The sequence below is a fragment of the Mesorhizobium sp. WSM4848 genome, from assembly GCF_055811375.1.
The window spans coordinates 1-17,689 of sequence record NZ_JBVVPX010000012.1 but is presented as its reverse complement, the minus strand read 5'-3'; the positions used below and the strand labels follow the sequence as shown (position 1 = coordinate 17,689).

Here is a 17,689-nt window from a genome sequence, read left to right as displayed (position 1 = left end):
TTGTTATTGTGCACTGCATCATTTTCTGACTCGTACTCGTTGACGTGTCGCGAAACAATGCCCTCGTACCCCTTCAGTTCCCAATTCGCGAACAAAAGATGGCGACGCTGCGAAATCTGTCGTGATCACCTAACGGTTTGAGAAGAAAGATAAAATGTCAGCCTTGCGGCAAAATCGTGGCAGGCTGGAAGCACTGCCGAAATTTTAATCAGCAACTGGGCATGTACGAATCCCAAAAGCCTGCATCGGCTTTTGGGAAATCTCATGCGCAATAGAATTTCTCGAGCAACTTTAAATAACGCACATCATCAAGATGTACAAAGACGCTCCAAATCCTCGAAGCTACGCCGGTATCCTGACGACCAGATCGGACTTGTCGCCGGCTTTCGGTTCGAAAGACGAAGCCTTCGTCTTTTTACCATTTACCTCGAGCGAGACGGCTTTGGCCTTCTTGTCGCGGACAACCTGAACCCTGAGCTCGGCCCCCAGCACCTTGAGCGTTGCCGCATAGCCATCCCAATGGCTGGGCAGTTTCGGCCTGAACTGGATGCGCTCGCCCCTGCGCTCGATGCCGAGGATGCCTTCGACCGCCGCGCGATAAAGCCAGCCGGCCGAGCCGGTATACCAGGTCCAGCCGCCGCGGCCGCCCTTGCCTTGCCCGGCGTAGACGTCTGCCGCGACGACATAAGGCTCGACGCGGTAGTGCTCGGCAGCGGCCTCGTCGAGCGCATGGTTGACCGGGTTGAGCATCGAGAAGCAGCGGTAGGCGTCGTCGACGCGCCCCATTTCGGCGAGCGCAATGACGAACCACGTCGCCGCGTGGGTGTACTGGCCGCCGTTTTCACGGACACCCGGCGGGTAGCTCTTGATGTAGCCTGGGTTCTGTTCCGTCCTGGAAAAGGGCGGGGTGAAAAGCTTGACGATGTTGAGCTCGTCGTCGACGAGCATTTTCATCGCCTGCTGCATCGCCGTCGTCGATCGCGCCGGATCGCCCTCGCCCGACAGCACGCTCCACGACTGGGCAATCGAGTCGATCTTGCATTCCTGCGAGCTGCGCGACCCCAGCGGCGTGCCGTCGTCGAAGCTGCCGCGACGATACCATTCACCGTCCCAGGCCGTGCTTTCCAGCGCCCGCTTCAGCACGCTGGCGTGTTTTGTCCAGGCTTGCGCGCGCTTGGCGTCGCCTTCCGCCTTGGCGACAGCTGCAAAGTCGCCCAGCGTCTTCAGCAGGAACCAACCCAGCCAGACGCTCTCGCCCTTGCCGCGCTCGCCGACACGGTTCATGCCGTCGTTCCAGTCACCGCCGAGGATCAGCGGCAGTCCGGCGGGGCTGCTGCGCTTGATGGCAAGGTCAAGTGCGCGCGCGCAATGATCGTAGAGTGAAGCAGTCCTCTTCGATATCTCCGGCGTGAAAAACGCGTCGTGCTCGCCTTCTTCCAGCGGCGGCCCTTCGATGAAGGGCAGTTGTTCCCTGAGGATCGCGGTATCGCCGGTCACCAGCAAGTAGTGTGCCGTGGCATGGGCGAGCCAGACCACGTCGTCGGAAATCATGGTGCGGACGCCTGCCTCGGTTCGCGGCAGCCACCAATGCTGCACGTCGCCTTCGGGGAATTGCCGCCGCGCCGCGTTGAGGATCTGGTCGCGCGCCAGTTTCGGATCATGGACAAGCAGAGCCAGCGTGTCCTGCAACTGATCGCGGAAGCCAAAGGCGCCGCTCGCCTGGTAAAACGCCGAGCGGGCGCGGATGCGGCAGGCAAGGCTCTGATAGGGCAGCCAATGGTTGACCATCGCGTTGAGCGCCCTGTCCGGCGTCTCGACCTGGATGGTGTCGAGAAACCCTCGCCAGGTGCGTTCATTGTCAGCCAGCCGCTGATCGAAATCCTTGCTGCAATGATGCTGTACCAGCGCGCTGGCTTCCTCGGCAGAGGCCGCATCGCCGAGCAGCCAGAGCAGCGTCACGTCGCCGCCGGCGGGAATGTCGACGTCGCGTGCAATTGCCGCACAAGGATCGTCGCCCGCCTCGACGCGGCCCGACAGGCTTGCGCCGCTGAGCACGGCTTGCGGGAGTTCGCTGGTGCCGTGGCGGCCAATGAACTCGCCGCGGTCGGCCGTCACCGAGTGCGCCGCGCCGTCGGCGGCCAGGAAGGCGACCCGCTCGCTGAAATCGAGCCCGTAGGGATTTTGCGCCAGCAACGCGCCCGTCGCGGCATCCCTGGACGGAACGATGGTCGCCGCCGTGCGCGAACGATGGCTGCCAAGAACCCATTCCGCATAGGCATAGACGCGCAGTCGCGCCGGCGCCGATCCGGAATTCTGGATGCGCAACCGGGAGATTTTCACCGGATCGACGGAATCCACCACATGGGTAAGGTCCATCGACAGCGGCCCGCGCTTCGAACGGAAGGTCGAAAACCCCTGCCCGTGCCATGTTTCGTAGGTCATGGCGGGATCGCGGACGACGGCGGCCAGCGGCGAGAACGCCCGGCCGCTGGCATGGTCGTAAATATAAATGCCCTCGCCTGGCCGGTTGGTGACTGGGTCGTTCGCCCACGGCGTCAGTTGATAGTCGCGGCTGTTCCGGCTCCAGGTGAAGGCAGCGCCTTCAGCCGAAACGTGGAAACCGAACGAGGCGTTGGAGACGACGTTGATCCAGGGCTGCGGCGTCGTGCGCCGGCCAGCAAGGCGCACGACATAGTGGCGTCCGTCGCCGTCGAAGCCGCCAAAACCGTTCCATTGGTTGAGCCCGCTGCCGTCGGCACTGCCTTCGAACGGGGCTTGGGTCCACGTCTGTGGCGCCGGCAGAGACGGTTCACGAAGCGCTGCTGCACCCGCCGGCTGCAAGGCGTCCCGCGCTTGCAGCGCAGCGGCCTCGGCGCGCTCGATCTGATCGAAGATGGTGCCGTTGCGCGTGTGCAGAACGACGCGCGCGGTGGCCAGCAGCGTCTTGTAGGTCGCCTCGTCCATGAGGTCGCGGCGCACCGCGAAGATGTGCTGTCGGGGTCCTAGCTCCTTACCGCGCAGGCGGCTGTTTTCGCACAGCGTCTCCACCGCCCGTTGCAGGTCCTGCACGTAGGACGAAGCCTGCTCGTTGACGACGACAAAGTCGATCATCATGCCGCGGGCGCGCATGTATTCCTGGAAGCGGAGCGCCTGAGCAACGATTTCGAGATCGGCGACATCGCCGATCCTGACCAGGAAAATCGGAAAATCGCCGGATATGCTGGTCGGCCATAGGCCCGATTGCCTACCGAGCCCGGAAGCGATCGATTCGGCCGGAAGCCGCAGGAACGGATCCGGATAGATCAGGTAGCGCGCCAGGTTCTGCACATTGGCGGCATCGGCAAGGCTGAGACCGAGATGCCGGGTCTGCACCTGCGAGCGGGTCCAGGCGAGCATCGCCTGGCGCGCGAAGGCTTCCGGATGATCAAGCCGCGCAATGGCTTCTTCGAGTTCGGCACGGTTGGCGCCGACGGCAGTCCAGAAGGTCAGCGATATCTTCTTGTTGGCCGGCACGCGCACCTGTCGGCGAAGTGCTGCGACCGGATCCAGCGTGAAGCCGGAATGGCCGCCAAGCTTGGCGCCTGGATCAAAGGCGGCGGCCTCGGTAATGGTGCGGCCGCGGCCTATGAAGGCGCGCCGGTCGGTTTCGGCCTCGGCGTCGCGCGTCGACCCAGACGGGTCGGTGACGAAATGCACCATGGCGACATCAGGCTCGTCCGTTTCCCGCTTACGTCTGGTGGCGAAGATCGCTGCGTTATTCGAAGCGATTTCGGTTTCCACGAACATTTTCGAGAACGCCGGATGCGCGTTGTCGGATGCTTCGGAGCCCAGCACCAGTTCCGCGAACGAGGTCACTTCGATATGCCGGTCGACCGAGCCGTCATTGTAGAGCGTCACCCGCCGGCCTTCGCCATTGCCCTCCGAAATGACGATGCATTCGACCTCCGAACGCAGTGATCCCACTGACTTGACGAAGCTCGCCTTGTCGTCGGAGAACAGCGTCCGCACCTCTTCGTGGATGGCACGCTTCGGCTCGGCGGTGGCCGACCACCAGTCGCCGGTGCCGGAATCGCGCAGGAAGATATAGGAGCCAAGCCGATCCTCGGTCGGATCCGGCTGCCAGCGTGTGACAGCAAGCTCGCCCCAGCGACTGTAGCCGGAGCCGGTCGCAGTAACCATGACCGAGTAGCGGCCATTGGACATGACGCTGGTCGAACGCAGCGCCTTGAGCGGGTTGAGCACGATGCGCGTATCGGGGCTCTCGGCTTCCGTTTCGTCCTTCGACCGTTCGTCGGCCTCGGTTCTGACGGTGGCGGTCGGGATGTCGCGCGGCGCCCTTTCCTGCAGCAGCAACTCGGCAGACTCGATCACCGGATCGCTGTGGAAGCGGTCGCGCAGGCGTCCTTCGAAGATGGCGTCGGCGACCGCGGCGATCGACATGCCGGAATGGTGGGCCATGTAGTTCAGCACCACGACATGGTCAGTGCCCTCCGGCACGCGCTGCGGCGTGAAATCGACCGCATCGTAGAAGCCGTGCCGGCCAAGGGCGCCGAGCCGCCTCAGCCTGGCCAGGTTCTGCACCGATTCACGCGGGGTGAACTGCGCCGCCAGCACGGTCGCATAAGGGGCAATCACCGTGTTCTGGCCAAGACCTCGCTTCAGGCCCAGCCCAGGCACGCCGAAATTGGTGTACTGGTAGGTCAGTTCGCGATCGCGGGCGTTGTAGGCCGCTTCCGAAATCCCCCAGGGCACGTTCTTCGAGCGGCCGTACTGGATCTGGCGCTTGATGATGAGCTTGCTGGTCTGGTTGAGGATGCTGCCTTGCGGTTCCTTCATCACCAGCGGCGGCATCAAATACTCGAACATCGAGCCGGACCAGGACATCAGCGCGCCCTTGAACCCGATCTCGACGATCGGCCGGCCGAGGTGGAACCAGTGCTCCGTCGGCAGATCGCCCTTGGCTATGGCAAATAGGCTGGTCAGCCGCGCCTCGGAAGCCAGCAGGTCGTAGCAACTTTCGTCGAGCTGATGCTCCTCGACCCGGTAGCCGATCGACAGAAGCTTGCGTTCCTTGCGCATGAGGAAGGAGAAATCCATCTCGAAGGCAAAGCGGCGCGTGCGCTCGCGCAACGACAGAAGCTTGGCCCGCAGCGCCTCGACGGCATTGTCGTCGCTATGGGCGTCATGGACATGCGCTTCGCAGGTGGCTTCCAGTCTCGCCGCCCAGTCGGCGATGGTGTCGCTCTGCGTCGATGCGGCCTCGGTATGGATAGCGATGGCGAGCTTGCGGATCTCGCCGGCCAGAACGGCCAGGTTGATGGTGCGGATCGACGCCATCTCGGGCTGTGCCTTGATCGATTCGACCGCGCGTCGCATGCCGTCGAGGCGATCGGCAAGTCGCTGGCGCAGCGGCCGCAACTGACGGCGGTCGTCAGGCAACTCCGCTAGGCTTTCGTCGAGGATCGTCACCGTATCGAGGATACCCTCGAAGTCGCCCTGAAGGTGGACTGCAGGCGCTTCCGCCCATTCGGCACAGGCTGCCGCCACCGCCACCAGATGACCAGCGAGATTGCCGCTATCGACTGCGGAAATGTACAGCGGATAGAGCGGCTTCAGCGTCGTCGTGTCATACCAGTTGAAGAGATGGCCGCGCTCACGCGGCATGCTCTCGATCGTCGACATCGTCGCGTCGATGCGGGTGGTGGCGTCGGACAGGCTGATCCAGCCGAAATCGCGGGCCGAAACCACTGACAGGAGATAGACGCCGATATTGGTCGGTGAGGTGCGGGGCGCCACGACGGGCGCCGGACTTTCCTGGAAATTGTCAGGCGGCAGATTGTGATGCTCGGCCGTCACGAAGGTCTCGAAATAGTGCCATGTGCGCCGCGCAATCGTGCGCAGCGCATGGATGTCGGCCGCCGATATGCGCAAACGGTCCTCGGTTTCGGCCGAGCGGCTGATAAAGAAGGCGAAGGCCGGCGAGCCGATCCAGAACAGCGCGAAGAAGAAGGCCACGAAAGCTCCGGTGGAATCGGCTACAACAGGGATGGCGAGGCCGACGAGGCCAACGATCACCGCGCCGTACATGATGCCGTAATAGGAGCCGAGATCGTTGTCACCGTTCTTGTGAGCCTGCGAGGCAGTGCGCCATTCGAGCAGGTTCTTCCGGCTGACGAACAGGCGGTAGAGCGTGCGAATGATGGCATCGCCCATCATCCAGGCCAGATGCGCCATCAGCACGATCTTCAGAGCCACTAGGGCGGTGCCGAAGACGACGTCGCGCGCCAGCGCCGAGAAATGACCGCGCGGCGTCTGGTCGCCGCTTTTCGGCAGGATGGCGTGGACGATGTCGAATGTCGGCGCCATGAAAAGTGTGAGGATCAGCAGCGCCTGCCATTGCGCGGCCTGGGTGAAGGGCAGCAGCGTCCAGCCGGCGATCGCGGCCATCACCCAGAAGATCGGCGTCAGCGACCGGCGCAGATTGTCGACCATCTTCCAGCGCGACAGCGCCGGCACGGCGGAACGCGGATTGAGAATGAAGCCCAGAAGCTGCCAGTCGCCGCGCGCCCAACGATGGTGGCGCGACGCGTCGACCGAATAGCGGGTCGGATAGTCCTCGACCAGTTCGACGTCAGTGACCAGTGCCGCGCGCGCCAACGCGCCTTCGAGCAGATCGTGGCTGAGGACGGTGTTTTCTTCGATGCGGCCCTTCAGCGCCGCCTCGAAGGCGTCGACGTGATAGAGCCCCTTGCCGGTGAAGGAGCCGTCGCCGAAGACGTCCTGGTAGATGTCCGAGACGGCAAACACGTAGGGATCGAGGCCGCGATTGGCAGAAAAGACCCGCTGGAAGAAGGATGCGTCGTCGCCGCTGGTAAGCGAAGCGGTGATGCGCGGCTGCAGGATGGTGTAGCCGGCGCTGACGACGCGCTTTGCCGCATCGTAATGCGGGCGGTTGAGCGGATGGCAAAGCTTGCCAACCAAACTGGCGACGGCATCGCGGGTGGTGCGCGTGTCGGCATCCAGCGTCATCACATGGATGACGTTTTCCGGCAACGGCACGTCCAGCGGCAGAAAGGTGGTGTCGCTGTCACCACGCAGCAGAAGATTCAGTTCGTGCAGCTTGCCGCGCTTGCGCTCCCAGCCCATCCAGGCGCCCTGGGATTGATTGTAGAGCCGCCGGCGGTGCAGGACGTAGAAACGCGGCGCGCCTTCGCTGGGATAGCGGGCGTTCAGCCGCGCGATCTCGTCGCGAGCATATTGGAGGATCTCGATATCCGCTGCATCGATTTCGGTTTTGCTGTCCGGCCAGTCCGAAAGCAGAGCGAAATGGATTTCGTCCGCCGTGTTGGCCAGGTGGTGCACTTCGATGTTGCGGATGTTCTCCTCGACGTCGTCGCGCGAGCCGATCAGCGACGGCACCACCACCAGCGTGCGCGCCTCCGGCGGCATGTCGCGTTTATAGTCGTAGCCGACGAGGCGCGTCGGCTTCAGGAACAACGATACGACGGTGTTGAAGAAGGCAAGCGCGCCTTCGCTGGCCGGCACGGCGAACAGCGCCAGCATCAGGACGATCGACGGTATGGACAGGCCGAGACTGGCAAGGGCATTGCCGGAGAGGACAAGAAGCAGGACCGTCAGCGCGAACACCGGCACGACAATGCCCAGCCATCCGGTCTTGCCGAACGCCCGTTTGATCGTGACGCTGACCGTCGGCCGATAGCCGATCGCCTTTTCCAGTTCCAGCCGGCGCGGGCCGACCAGAAAGAACCCGACGTCGGTGTGAGCGGTCGGACCGGTGACGGTGGTATCGGCGACAGCGGCATGGCCGGCGAGTTCGATCGCCTTTTCAGCAACGCGGAATTCGGAACGATCGGAGCGGCGCGCCATTTCCTCGATCGCGGTCCGGTACTGGTCGCGCGAGAAGAAATCGAGCGCGGCGAAATCGGTGCGCTCGCGCAGCAAGGTGTCGATGCGGCTGACACCTTCGAACCAAACCGTCCAGTCGATATCGTTGATAAGCCTGAGGCCGCGGATGATGTTACCGGTGGTTACATTGCCGCCGGACAGCGTGCGATGCTCGCTGATGATGATTTCCTCGGCATCGGAGCCGGACTTTTCAAGCTCGCCCTCCAGCCATTCCAGCGCCCTGCCGGCATTTTGCGACCCGTCGCGCAGGCGGTAGAGCAATTGGGTGGCGAAGGTGGTGTCCTGTGCATGGGCGACGTAGTTCGACAGGATCGCCTGACGGTCGGCGGTTTCATCGAGTGCCAGCACGCGGTCTGCGACCTCGTTGGCAATCTGGCGCATCTGCCGGGTACGACTGACCCGGACCGCGATCCGGCGAAGATTTTCAATCAGAACGAAGCGCAGCAGTGACGGCAGCGCCCAGAGCTCGCCGATCTTCAGCGGCTCGACAGCCTGAAAGCCTTCGACGATCGCCTTGAACATCGCCGCCGAGACGGAGCTGTCCGAATGCGCGACATAGGTCCAGGCCAGCGCAAGCGCGCGCGGCACGCTGGCGCCGTCGGACAGCTTCAGTGTCGGCAACTGACGATAGAAGCGGCGTGGCAGGTCGCGCTTGACCTGGAAGATGGTTTCCTCGACCAGATAGTTGTTGTCGAGCAGCCATTGCGCCGCCGGCGTGATCGTCTCGCCTCTCGCCTGCGCGGCATTGGTCGAACGGTAGACTTCGAGGATCTTGCTGGCGCTGTCGCGGACGCGTGGCTGGAAATCGAACGGCTCCAGGCCGAACAGATCCTTGACGTCACCCTTGGCGAGGCTTGCACCCAGCGTGCGCAGGCGCTCTTCCGGCAGGAAATTGGAGCGTATCGGCTCTTCCGTGATGGCCGGAAAGCTCGCGCTCGTCTTTTCCAATTGGGTGGGGTCTGTCTGTATCTTCATTGAAAATTCCGCATGGGGGGACGCGTTAGCGGCGTCACCGCCACGGCAATGTCCCTAGAACCGATTGAAATGGAATTGGTTGCATCGAAACAAGGGCCGAAAGTTTATTTTCGCACCAAGACCTGCAGACGAACCACCTCCCTCCCGCCGGGACTTGATCGACGGAAGGATTCAGGCTTTTTCGTGATCTGGGCTTGAGCTTACGGCATATTTCGGCGGTGTTGTGATCATGTTTCGAAACAGGCGTTAATCGTTTGCAGCAACGCGATCGATGCGGATCACGAACAGCGTCGCCGGTCGCGCAGGCTCCAGGCGCTGTGACAGAGCGTCCGGCCCGAGCAACAGCGCGTCGCGCGGTCCGATGCGGACAGGCGCCGCGCCGGCCACCGTGATCTCGCCATCAAAACACAGGATGAGGGTCGCATCGGCCGACTGGATGTCCGTCGGGGCTGAAATCACCAAGCGATCCACGGCATGGGTCATCCGCCCACGCCGCGTCATGACGTTGAGATCGGTGATCGGACCGGTGATCAGCGCTGCTTGCGTCGGCACATCGGCCGGAAAGGAAAGCGGGGCGGAAGTTTTGGTCACCGTAGCCGCCGGGCGGCCGGCGATATCAAGGACAATCCCCTCGCCTTCCAGCACGGCCAAGCTTCGGTCCACTCCGGCAAACTCGGAGAATGGTCCACCGCTTTCGACGCGCGCCATGGAGACGCGCCAGTCGAAATCATCAAGCGCAGCACCTGCGGGCGAGACGGCGATTTCCATCGTCACCCCGCCGCCGTTCTTCCACGGCATGGACCGGTATTCGGCTGCCCGGAGAATGCGCAAGGCGCGATTCAGCCGAGGATGCCTGGCAGGTTGAGCTGGTGCTCCCTGGCGCAGTCGACGGCGAGGTCATAGCCGGCATCGGCGTGGCGCATGACGCCGGTTGCGGGGTCGTTCCATAGCACCCGCTCCAGGCGTTTGGCCGCTTCGCGTGTGCCGTCGGCAACGATGACCATGCCGGCATGTTGCGAAAAGCCCATGCCGACGCCGCCGCCATGATGCAGCGATACCCAGGTTGCGCCGGACGCGGTGTTGAGCAGCGCATTGAGCAGCGGCCAGTCGGACACGGCGTCCGAGCCGTCCTTCATCGATTCCGTCTCGCGGTTCGGCGAGGCGACCGAGCCTGAATCGAGATGATCGCGGCCGATGACCACCGGCGCCTTGAGCTCGCCTTTCGCCACCATCTCGTTGAAGGCGAGGCCGAGCCGGTGGCGGTCGCCGAGACCAACCCAGCAGATGCGCGCCGGCAGACCCTGGAACGCGATGCGCTCACGCGCCATGTCGAGCCAGCTGTGCAGGTGGGTGTTGCCGGGCGTCAGCTCGCGCACCTTGGCATCGGTCTTGTAGATGTCCTCGGGATCGCCTGAGAGGGCTGCCCAGCGAAACGGACCGATCCCGCGACAAAACAGCGGCCGGATGTAGGCCGGCACGAAACCCGGGAAGGCAAAGGCGTTGTCGAATCCTTCCTCCTTCGCCACCTGGCGGATGTTGTTGCCATAGTCGAGCGTCGGCACGCCGGCGTTCCAGAACGCCACCATCGCCTCGACATGTTCGCGCATCGACGCGCGCGCCGCCTTTTCGACCGCCTTCGGGTCGCTGGCGCGCTTCTCGCGCCATTCGGCGAGCGACCAGCCTTTGGGCAGATAGCCGTTGAGCGGATCATGCGCCGACGTCTGGTCGGTGACCAGGTCGGGGCGCACGCCACGCCGCACCAGTTCCGGCACGACGTCTGCGGTGTTGCCGACCAGGCCGACCGATTTCGCCTCGCCGGCCCTGGTCCAGCGCTCGATCTTTTCCAGCGCCTCGTCGAGCGTGTCGGCGCGTTCGTCGACATAGCGGGTGCGCAGCCGGAAATCGATGCGGTCGGGATCGCATTCGATCGCCAGGCAGCAGGCGCCGGCCATGACCGCGGCCAACGGCTGGGCGCCGCCCATACCGCCGAGGCCGCCGGTCAGGATCCATTTGCCCCTGAGGTTGCCGCCGTAATGCTGGCGGCCGGCCTCGACGAAGGTCTCGTAGGTGCCCTGCACGATGCCTTGGGTGCCGATGTAGATCCACGAGCCGGCCGTCATCTGGCCGTACATCATCAGGCCCTTCTTATCGAGCTCGTTGAATTTCTCCCATGTCGCCCAGTGCGGCACGAGGTTGGAATTGGCGATCAGGACGCGCGGCGCATCGGTGTGGGTCCGAAACACGCCGACCGGCTTGCCGGACTGCACCAGCAGCGTCTCGTCGTCTCCAAGCGTCTTCAGAGAGGCGACGATGCGATCAAAGTCGTTCCAGGTGCGCGCCGCCCGGCCGATGCCGCCATAGACGACCAGTTCGTTAGGGTTTTCGGCGACGTCGGGATCGAGATTGTTCATCAGCATGCGCAACGGCGCTTCAGTCAGCCATGTGCGGGCGTTGAGTTCGCTGCCACGCGGACTGCGGACTTCGCGGATGTTGTGGCGAGGATCGGTCATGGCGTCACTTTTCCTTTCGAATGAGCTGCGCGGCGAAGCGTCAGCGCCCGGCCCAGGCAATCGCGCTTTCCAGTATCCGCTTCAGCGTGGCGCGGATCGGCGCGGCGAATGCGGGGTCGTAAGGCACCGGCCAATTGTCCGGCGCACCCTTGCTTTTGGGCTCGCGCATATAGCCGCGGTTGGACAGTTCCATCTGCAGCGCATGGATGCCGTTTTGCGGCTGGCCGAAATGGCGCGTGATCCAGCCGCCTTTGAAGCGGCCATTCACCACGTATGTCTCGCCGGTTCCGGCGAGGATCTCGTCGACCATTGCCTGCAAGGCCGGATCGGCGCTCTTGCCGTCATTGGTGCCGAGATTAAACACCGGCAACGTGCCTTCAAACAGCCGCGGCAGCACCGAGCGGATCGAATGGCAGTCATAGAGGACGATCTTCCGGTGCACGGCGCGCAGCCTGTCGATTTCGGCCTGCATGGCGGCATGGTAAGGCACAAAGTACTTTTCGCGGCGTTCATCGACCTCTGACGGTCCAGGCTCCTCACCCTCGCGATAGAGCGGATCGCCATCGAAGGTCTCGGTCGGACACAAGCCGGTCGTCGCCTGGCCGGGATAGAGCGAGACGCCAGATGGGTCACGATTGACGTCGATGACGGTGCGTGAAATCGCGGTATGCACCACCGTCGCGCCGAGGTCTTCGGCAAAGTCATAGAGCTTGTCGATCCACCAGTCGGCGTCGCGGCGGCCGAGCCAAGGCGACACCAGCCGGTTCTCAAGGCCTGCGAGATCGATGCCGGTGTGCGGGATCGAGACCAGCAGCGGCGCGGTGCCGGGCGTTACAGTGAGCCAGGAGGGCACAGTCATGAGAGACCTCCCTGCTTTGGCGCTCTACGTCGCCCCCCTCTGTCCTGCCGGACATCTCCCTCACTTGGGGGGAGATTGGCAACTGCGGCGCCTTGCTCAGTCCGGCAACGTTGGAGATTGGCGAAAATGTCGATGACCGCCGATCTCCCCCCTCGTGGGGGAGATGTCCGGCAGGAAAGAGGGGGGCGCGAAGGATCGCGACCTATCGAGGTGTGCGCTCTCACGACGCGATTCCCGGCAGCGCCACCGCGCCCGCTGCCTTCACGGCAGCGCCGCTACGCACCATGGCGATGGCCTTTTCCATGTCGGGGTGGAAATGCCGGTCATTGTCGAGATGCGGCACTTCGGCCCTGACCAGCCTGCGCACCGCTTCGAGCGGCGCGCTCGATGCCAGCGGTGCATGGAAGTCGCAGCCTTGCGCGGCGGCCAGCAGTTCGATGCCGATGACGGCCGTCGCATTTTCGATCATGCCGATCAGCCGTCGCGCGCCATGCGCTGCCATCGAGACGTGGTCTTCCTGATTGGCCGAGGTCGGGATCGAATCGACGCTGGCCGGATAGGCCTTTTGCTTGTTTTCCGAGACGAGTGCCGCCGCCGTCACTTGCGGGATCATGAAGCCGGAATTCAAGCCTGGCTTCGGCGTCAGGAAGGCCGGCATGCCCGACAGCGCCGGGTCGACCAGCATGGCGATGCGCCGTTCCGACAGCGAGCCGATTTCGCAGACGGCGAGCGCGATCATGTCGGCGGCGAAGGCGACTGGCTCGGCGTGGAAATTGCCGCCGGAAAGTGCGGTGTCGTCCTCGGCGAAGATCAGCGGATTGTCGGTGACGCCGTTAGCCTCGGTGCCCAACGTATCGGCGGCCTGGCGCAGCACGCTGAGCGCCGCACCCATCACCTGCGGCTGGCAGCGCAAGCAGTACGGGTCCTGCACGCGTTCGTCGCCGAGCCGGTGCGATTCACGGACGGCGCTGCCGGCCATCAGGTTGCGCAGCGCCTCTGCCGTCTCGATCTGGCCAGGATGCCTCCTCAGCAGATGGATGCGCGGATCGAATGGGGCGTCGGAACCCTTGGCGGCATCGGTCGAAAGCGCACCGGCGACCAGCGCCGACTGGTAGAGCACTTCGGCGTCGAACAAGGCGGCCAACGCATAGGCGGTCGAAAACTGTGTGCCGTTGAGCAGCGCCAACCCTTCCTTGGCGCCAAGCGTGACCGGCTCCAGCCCATGCGAGACAAAGGCGACCTTGGCCGGGAACCGGCCATGCGGGGTAAAACATTCGCCGACACCGATCATCACCGCCGTCATATGCGACAGTGGCGCAAGGTCGCCGGAGGCGCCGACCGAGCCTTGCGCCGGCACCACCGGAATGACGTCGTTGGCGAGCATCGCTTCGAGCAGCTCAATGGTCTGCGGCCGTACGCCGGAGGCGCCCTGCGCCAAGCCGGCCAGCTTCAGTGCCATCATGAGCCGGCAAACAGCGACCGGCATCGGTTCGCCGACGCCGGCGGCATGCGACAGCACGATGTTGCGTTGAAGCACCTCGAGATCGGCGGCGGGGATACGGACGCTGGCCAATTTGCCGAAACCGGTGTTGATGCCATAGACCGGCTCACCCTTAGCTACAATGCGGGCAACGGCCTCGGCGCTGGCCTTGATCTTTGGCCAGCAGGCCGCGTCCAGCTTCGGCACCGCGCCACGATAGATTTCGCGCCAGTCGGCCAGCGTCGTGTTGCCCGGCTTGAGTTTGAGTTCACTCATTGTCCCCTCCAGATGCGGGCACGTAGCGGGTTGAAGCCCATGCGGTAGACGAGCTCGGCCGGGCGCTCGATGTTCCAGATCGCCAGGTCGGCTGATTTTCCAGCCTCCAGCGTGCCGGTTCTTCCGAGCCGTCCGAGCGCGCGGGCGGCCTCGCGGGTGACACCGGCAAGGCATTCGTCAACGGTCAGACCGAACAAAGTCGCCGCCATGTTCATGGTCAGCAGCAGCGAGGTCAGCGGCGAGGTGCCGGGATTGCAGTCGGTGGCGACCGCCATTTTGACGCCGTGCTGGCGAAACAGGCCGATCGGCGGCTTCTTGGTCTCACGGATGAAATAGTAGGCGCCGGGCAGGATCGTCGCCACGGTTCCGGCCCTCGCCATCGCCGCCGCACCCGCCTCGTCAGTGTATTCGAGATGGTCGGCCGACAGGGCGCCATAACGCGCCGCAAGTTCTGCGCCGTGCAGATTGGACAATTGGTCAGCGTGGAGTTTTACCGGCAGGCCTGCCGCTTTCGCCGCGTCGAACACGCGAGAAATCTGCTCGGGCGAAAAGGCGATGCCTTCGCAAAATCCATCGACCGCGTCGGCCAGGCCCTCGGCGGTGACGGACGGCAAAATCTCGTTTGCGACCAGATCGATAAACGCGTCCTTGTCGCCTTTCGCTTCAGGCGGCAGGGCATGCGCGCCGAGGAAGCTCGTTGTTACCGTTACTGGACGGTTTTCGCCCAGGAGCCGCGCGGCGCGCAGCGATTTCTTCTCGTTTTCGAGATCGAGCCCGTAGCCCGACTTGACCTCGATGGTGGTGAGGCCTTCAGCGATCAGCGCGTCGAGGCGCGGCAGCGACTGCGCAACCAATTCCTGCTGGCTGGCAGCGCGCAGCGCCTTGACCGACGAGACGATGCCGCCGCCGGCCTTGGTGACCTCTTCATAGGTGGCGCCGGCCAGCCGCATCTCGAATTCATTGGCGCGATTGCCGGCATGGACCAGATGAGTATGGCAGTCGATCAGGCCGGGTGTGATCCAGCGGCCTTCGCAATCGACAATCTCGGCGTTCTGGCTGAAGGCTGCCGGCATGTCGGCTTCCGGGCCGGCATAGACGATCAGGCCATCGCGCGCGGCGATCGCGCCGTCTTCGACGATACCCAGTCCGGCGGCGCCGTCAGCCATGGTCGCCAGACGCGCATTGCGCCAGAGGCGGATCTCCCCTGCCCGGCTTTTGCTCTCTCCAGCCATCATCTTTTCCATTTCAATCGGCCGCGGTTATGTATATACATATTGAAACGGACTGCAAGTGGTATCATTGCACGGGACACAGGGGATCGGAGAGAAAAACGTGACGGCGATCTTTGCGGAACAGGCGCTTCTGCCCGACGGCTGGCATTCCAACACCCGGATGGTCGTCAGTGATGGCCACATCGCCAAGGTCGAGCCGAACACCGCATCCCAGCCCGGCGACGAACGCCATGCCATTCTGCTGCCAGGCATACCGAACCTGCACAGCCACGCCTTCCAGCGCGGCATGGCCGGTCTAGCCGAGCTGCGCGGCCCTTCAGCCGACAGTTTCTGGAGCTGGCGCGAGGTGATGTATCGCTTCGCGCTGTCGATGACGCCGGATCAGGTCGAGGCGGTCGCCGCGCAGCTCTATGTCGAGATGCTGGAGGCTGGGTTCTCACGCGTCGGCGAGTTTCACTATCTGCATCACGACCGCGACGGCCAGCCCTACGCCAACGTCGCCGAAATGGCCGACCGCATCACCGCCGCGGCTGCCGACGCCGGCATTGGGCTGACGCTGCTGCCGGTCTTCTATGCACATTCCTCTTTCGGCGGCGCGGCGCCGAATGAAGGCCAGCGGCGATTCATCAACGATATGAATCGGTTCTCGCGGCTTGTTGAGAAATGTCACGAAACCGTTCGCACCTTGAACCACGCGGTCGTCGGCATCGCCCCGCACAGTCTGCGCGCCGTGACACCTGAGCAGTTGGAAAACATCGCGACAATGGCACCGCGCGGACCGATCCACATCCATATCGCCGAGCAAGTGAAGGAGGTCGAGGACTGCCTTGCCTGGTCCGGGGCGCGGCCGGTCGAATGGCTGCTCGCCAATGCCAGGGTCGATAGTCGCTGGTGCCTGATCCACGCCACCCACATGACCGAAACCGAGACGGCGGCCATGGCGAAAAGCGGAGCAATCGCCGGCCTCTGCCCGATCACCGAGGCCAATCTCGGCGACGGCACCTTTGCAGCACCTTTGTTCAAACAGCATGGCGGCCGCTTCGGCGTCGGCTCCGATTCCAACGTGCTGATCGGCCTGCCGGACGAATTGCGGCAGCTCGAATATTCGCAGCGCCTCGCCCACCGTGCCCGCAACCTGCTGGCGGTCGCCGGCGGTTCGACCGGACGCGCACTGTTCGATGCCGCGCTCGACGGCGGCAGCGCTGCGCTTGGCGCAGGCCCCTCGCGGATCGCTGCTGGCGCCCCAGCCGATTTCATCTCGCTCGATGGCAAGCACCCGTCGCTTGCCGGCAAGACGGGCGATGCAGTGCTCGACACGTGGATCTTCGCCAACGGTTCCCAGGTCGATTGTGTCTGGGTGCATGGCAAGAAACTGGTCAGCAGCGGCAGGCATGCAAGGCGCGATTCTATTGGCGAGCGTTTTCGCAAGGTGATGACGGCGCTTTCGGCATGAGCATGATCCAGACAATGGATGCGGACGGCGGCGAGCCTCTCTCGCTGCATCAACGCATCCTGTCCGACATCAGCGAACGAATCCTGTCCGGCGCCTGGGCGCCCGGCCACCGCATCCCGTTCGAGCACGAATTGACGGCCGAGTACAAATGTTCGCGCATGACGGTGAACAAGGCGCTGTCGCAGCTTGCCAAGGCCGGGCTGATAGAGCGCCGCCGCCGCTCCGGCAGCTTTGTCCGGCGGCCGCAGTCGCAAGCCGCGGTGTTGGAAATCCATGACATCAGGATCGAAGTCGAGACGCTCGGCCTGCCCTATCGCTACGAGCGTGTGGCGCGACATAAAAGGCGCAGCAGCGCCGAGGATCGCACCTTGCTGGAACTCGACTCCAACGGGCCAGTGCTGGCGCTGGAATGCCGGCATTTCGCCGGCAAGCGGCCGTTCGCTCACGAACAGCGGCTGATCAACCTGGCCGCTGTGGCCGAGGCCGCCAACGAGGAATTTTTTGCCGTTGCGCCTGGGCCGTGGCTGATCGCCCGCGTGCCATGGAGTGCCGCCGAGCACCGCATCCGCGCCGTCGCCGCCGACAGACACAGTGCGGCTGCACTCGATATCGAGGCCGGCGCCCCCTGCCTGGTGGTCGAGCGGCGGACATGGAGCGCCGAGCACCCGGTCACCCATGTCCGTTTCATCTATGCGGCCGAGAGCCACACGCTGGTCGCGCGGTTCACGCCGTCGCAGGGGTAACCCTCCCCCTTGAGGGGAGGGTCGGCGAGCAGTCGGAGCGCAGCGGAGATTGCGAGACGGGGTGGTCGCACCGACCCCACCCCGCAAAGTGCCGCCATGCGGCATTTGCTCCGCGACCCTCCCCTCGAGGGCAGGGCTATCGCATTTGAGTCATGAGATGGAAGAGATAAGCATCGTTCCAGCCTGCACGCATCATTTTGCCACGCATGGTGTCCTTTTTGCTGTCGGCTCGAAA

The 17,689-nt window shown here is 63.9% G+C and carries 8 protein-coding genes; 2 read left to right on the top strand and 6 right to left on the bottom strand.

Going from position 1 to position 17,689, the window contains the following annotated elements:
* Window positions 1-342 precede the first annotated feature (342 nt).
* The 6 genes from AC0L16_RS13535 to hutI form a co-directional block, all read right to left on the bottom strand.
* The gene (locus AC0L16_RS13535; protein WP_473621307.1) at window positions 343-8,901 is read right to left on the bottom strand and encodes a glycoside hydrolase family 94 protein; all 8,559 of its coding nucleotides are present in this window, start codon (window positions 8,899-8,901) and stop codon (window positions 343-345) included.
* A 246-nt stretch (window positions 8,902-9,147) separates the two neighbouring features.
* The gene (locus AC0L16_RS13530) at window positions 9,148-9,732 is read right to left on the bottom strand and encodes a HutD/Ves family protein (protein WP_473621306.1); all 585 of its coding nucleotides are present in this window, start codon (window positions 9,730-9,732) and stop codon (window positions 9,148-9,150) included.
* Window positions 9,733-9,740: 8 nt separating this feature from the next.
* A complete protein-coding gene (gene hutU / locus AC0L16_RS13525; RefSeq protein WP_473621305.1) occupies window positions 9,741-11,411 on the bottom strand; it encodes a urocanate hydratase in 1,671 nt (556 codons plus the stop codon).
* Window positions 11,412-11,451: 40 nt separating this feature from the next.
* Window positions 11,452-12,270, bottom strand: coding sequence for an N-formylglutamate deformylase (hutG, locus tag AC0L16_RS13520; protein WP_473621304.1), 819 nt, complete (start codon window positions 12,268-12,270; stop codon window positions 11,452-11,454).
* Between the two features lie 220 nt (window positions 12,271-12,490).
* A complete protein-coding gene (gene hutH / locus AC0L16_RS13515) occupies window positions 12,491-14,026 on the bottom strand; it encodes a histidine ammonia-lyase (protein WP_473621303.1) in 1,536 nt (511 codons plus the stop codon).
* On the bottom strand, window positions 14,023-15,258 hold the full coding sequence (gene hutI / locus AC0L16_RS13510; RefSeq protein ID WP_473621301.1) for an imidazolonepropionase: 1,236 nt from the start codon (window positions 15,256-15,258) through the stop codon (window positions 14,023-14,025). The genes hutH and hutI overlap by 4 nt, the downstream gene beginning before the upstream one ends.
* Window positions 15,259-15,358: 100 nt before the next feature.
* Between hutI and AC0L16_RS13505 the strand changes: the two genes are divergently transcribed.
* Window positions 15,359-16,711 carry a formimidoylglutamate deiminase gene (locus AC0L16_RS13505; RefSeq protein WP_473621300.1) on the top strand — a complete coding sequence of 451 codons (1,353 nt, stop codon included), beginning with the start codon at window positions 15,359-15,361 and terminating at the stop codon, window positions 16,709-16,711.
* On the top strand, window positions 16,708-17,454 hold the full coding sequence (gene hutC / locus AC0L16_RS13500) for a histidine utilization repressor (RefSeq protein ID WP_473621299.1): 747 nt from the start codon (window positions 16,708-16,710) through the stop codon (window positions 17,452-17,454). Before AC0L16_RS13505 ends, hutC begins: the two co-directional genes overlap by 4 nt.
* Window positions 17,455-17,689 lie beyond the last annotated feature (235 nt).

Bases quoted from the DNA above. Each gene is read 5' to 3' on its own strand.
- AC0L16_RS13535 (WP_473621307.1), bottom strand. From the start codon at position 8,901: ATGAAGATACAGACAGACCCCACCCAATTGGAAAAGACGAGCGCGAGC.
- hutC (WP_473621299.1), top strand. From the start codon at position 16,708: ATGAGCATGATCCAGACAATGGATGCGGACGGCGGCGAGCCTCTCTCG.
- hutH (WP_473621303.1), bottom strand. From the start codon at position 14,026: ATGAGTGAACTCAAACTCAAGCCGGGCAACACGACGCTGGCCGACTGG.
- hutI (WP_473621301.1), bottom strand. From the start codon at position 15,258: ATGGCTGGAGAGAGCAAAAGCCGGGCAGGGGAGATCCGCCTCTGGCGC.
- hutU (WP_473621305.1), bottom strand. From the start codon at position 11,411: ATGACCGATCCTCGCCACAACATCCGCGAAGTCCGCAGTCCGCGTGGC.
- hutG (WP_473621304.1), bottom strand. From the start codon at position 12,270: ATGACTGTGCCCTCCTGGCTCACTGTAACGCCCGGCACCGCGCCGCTG.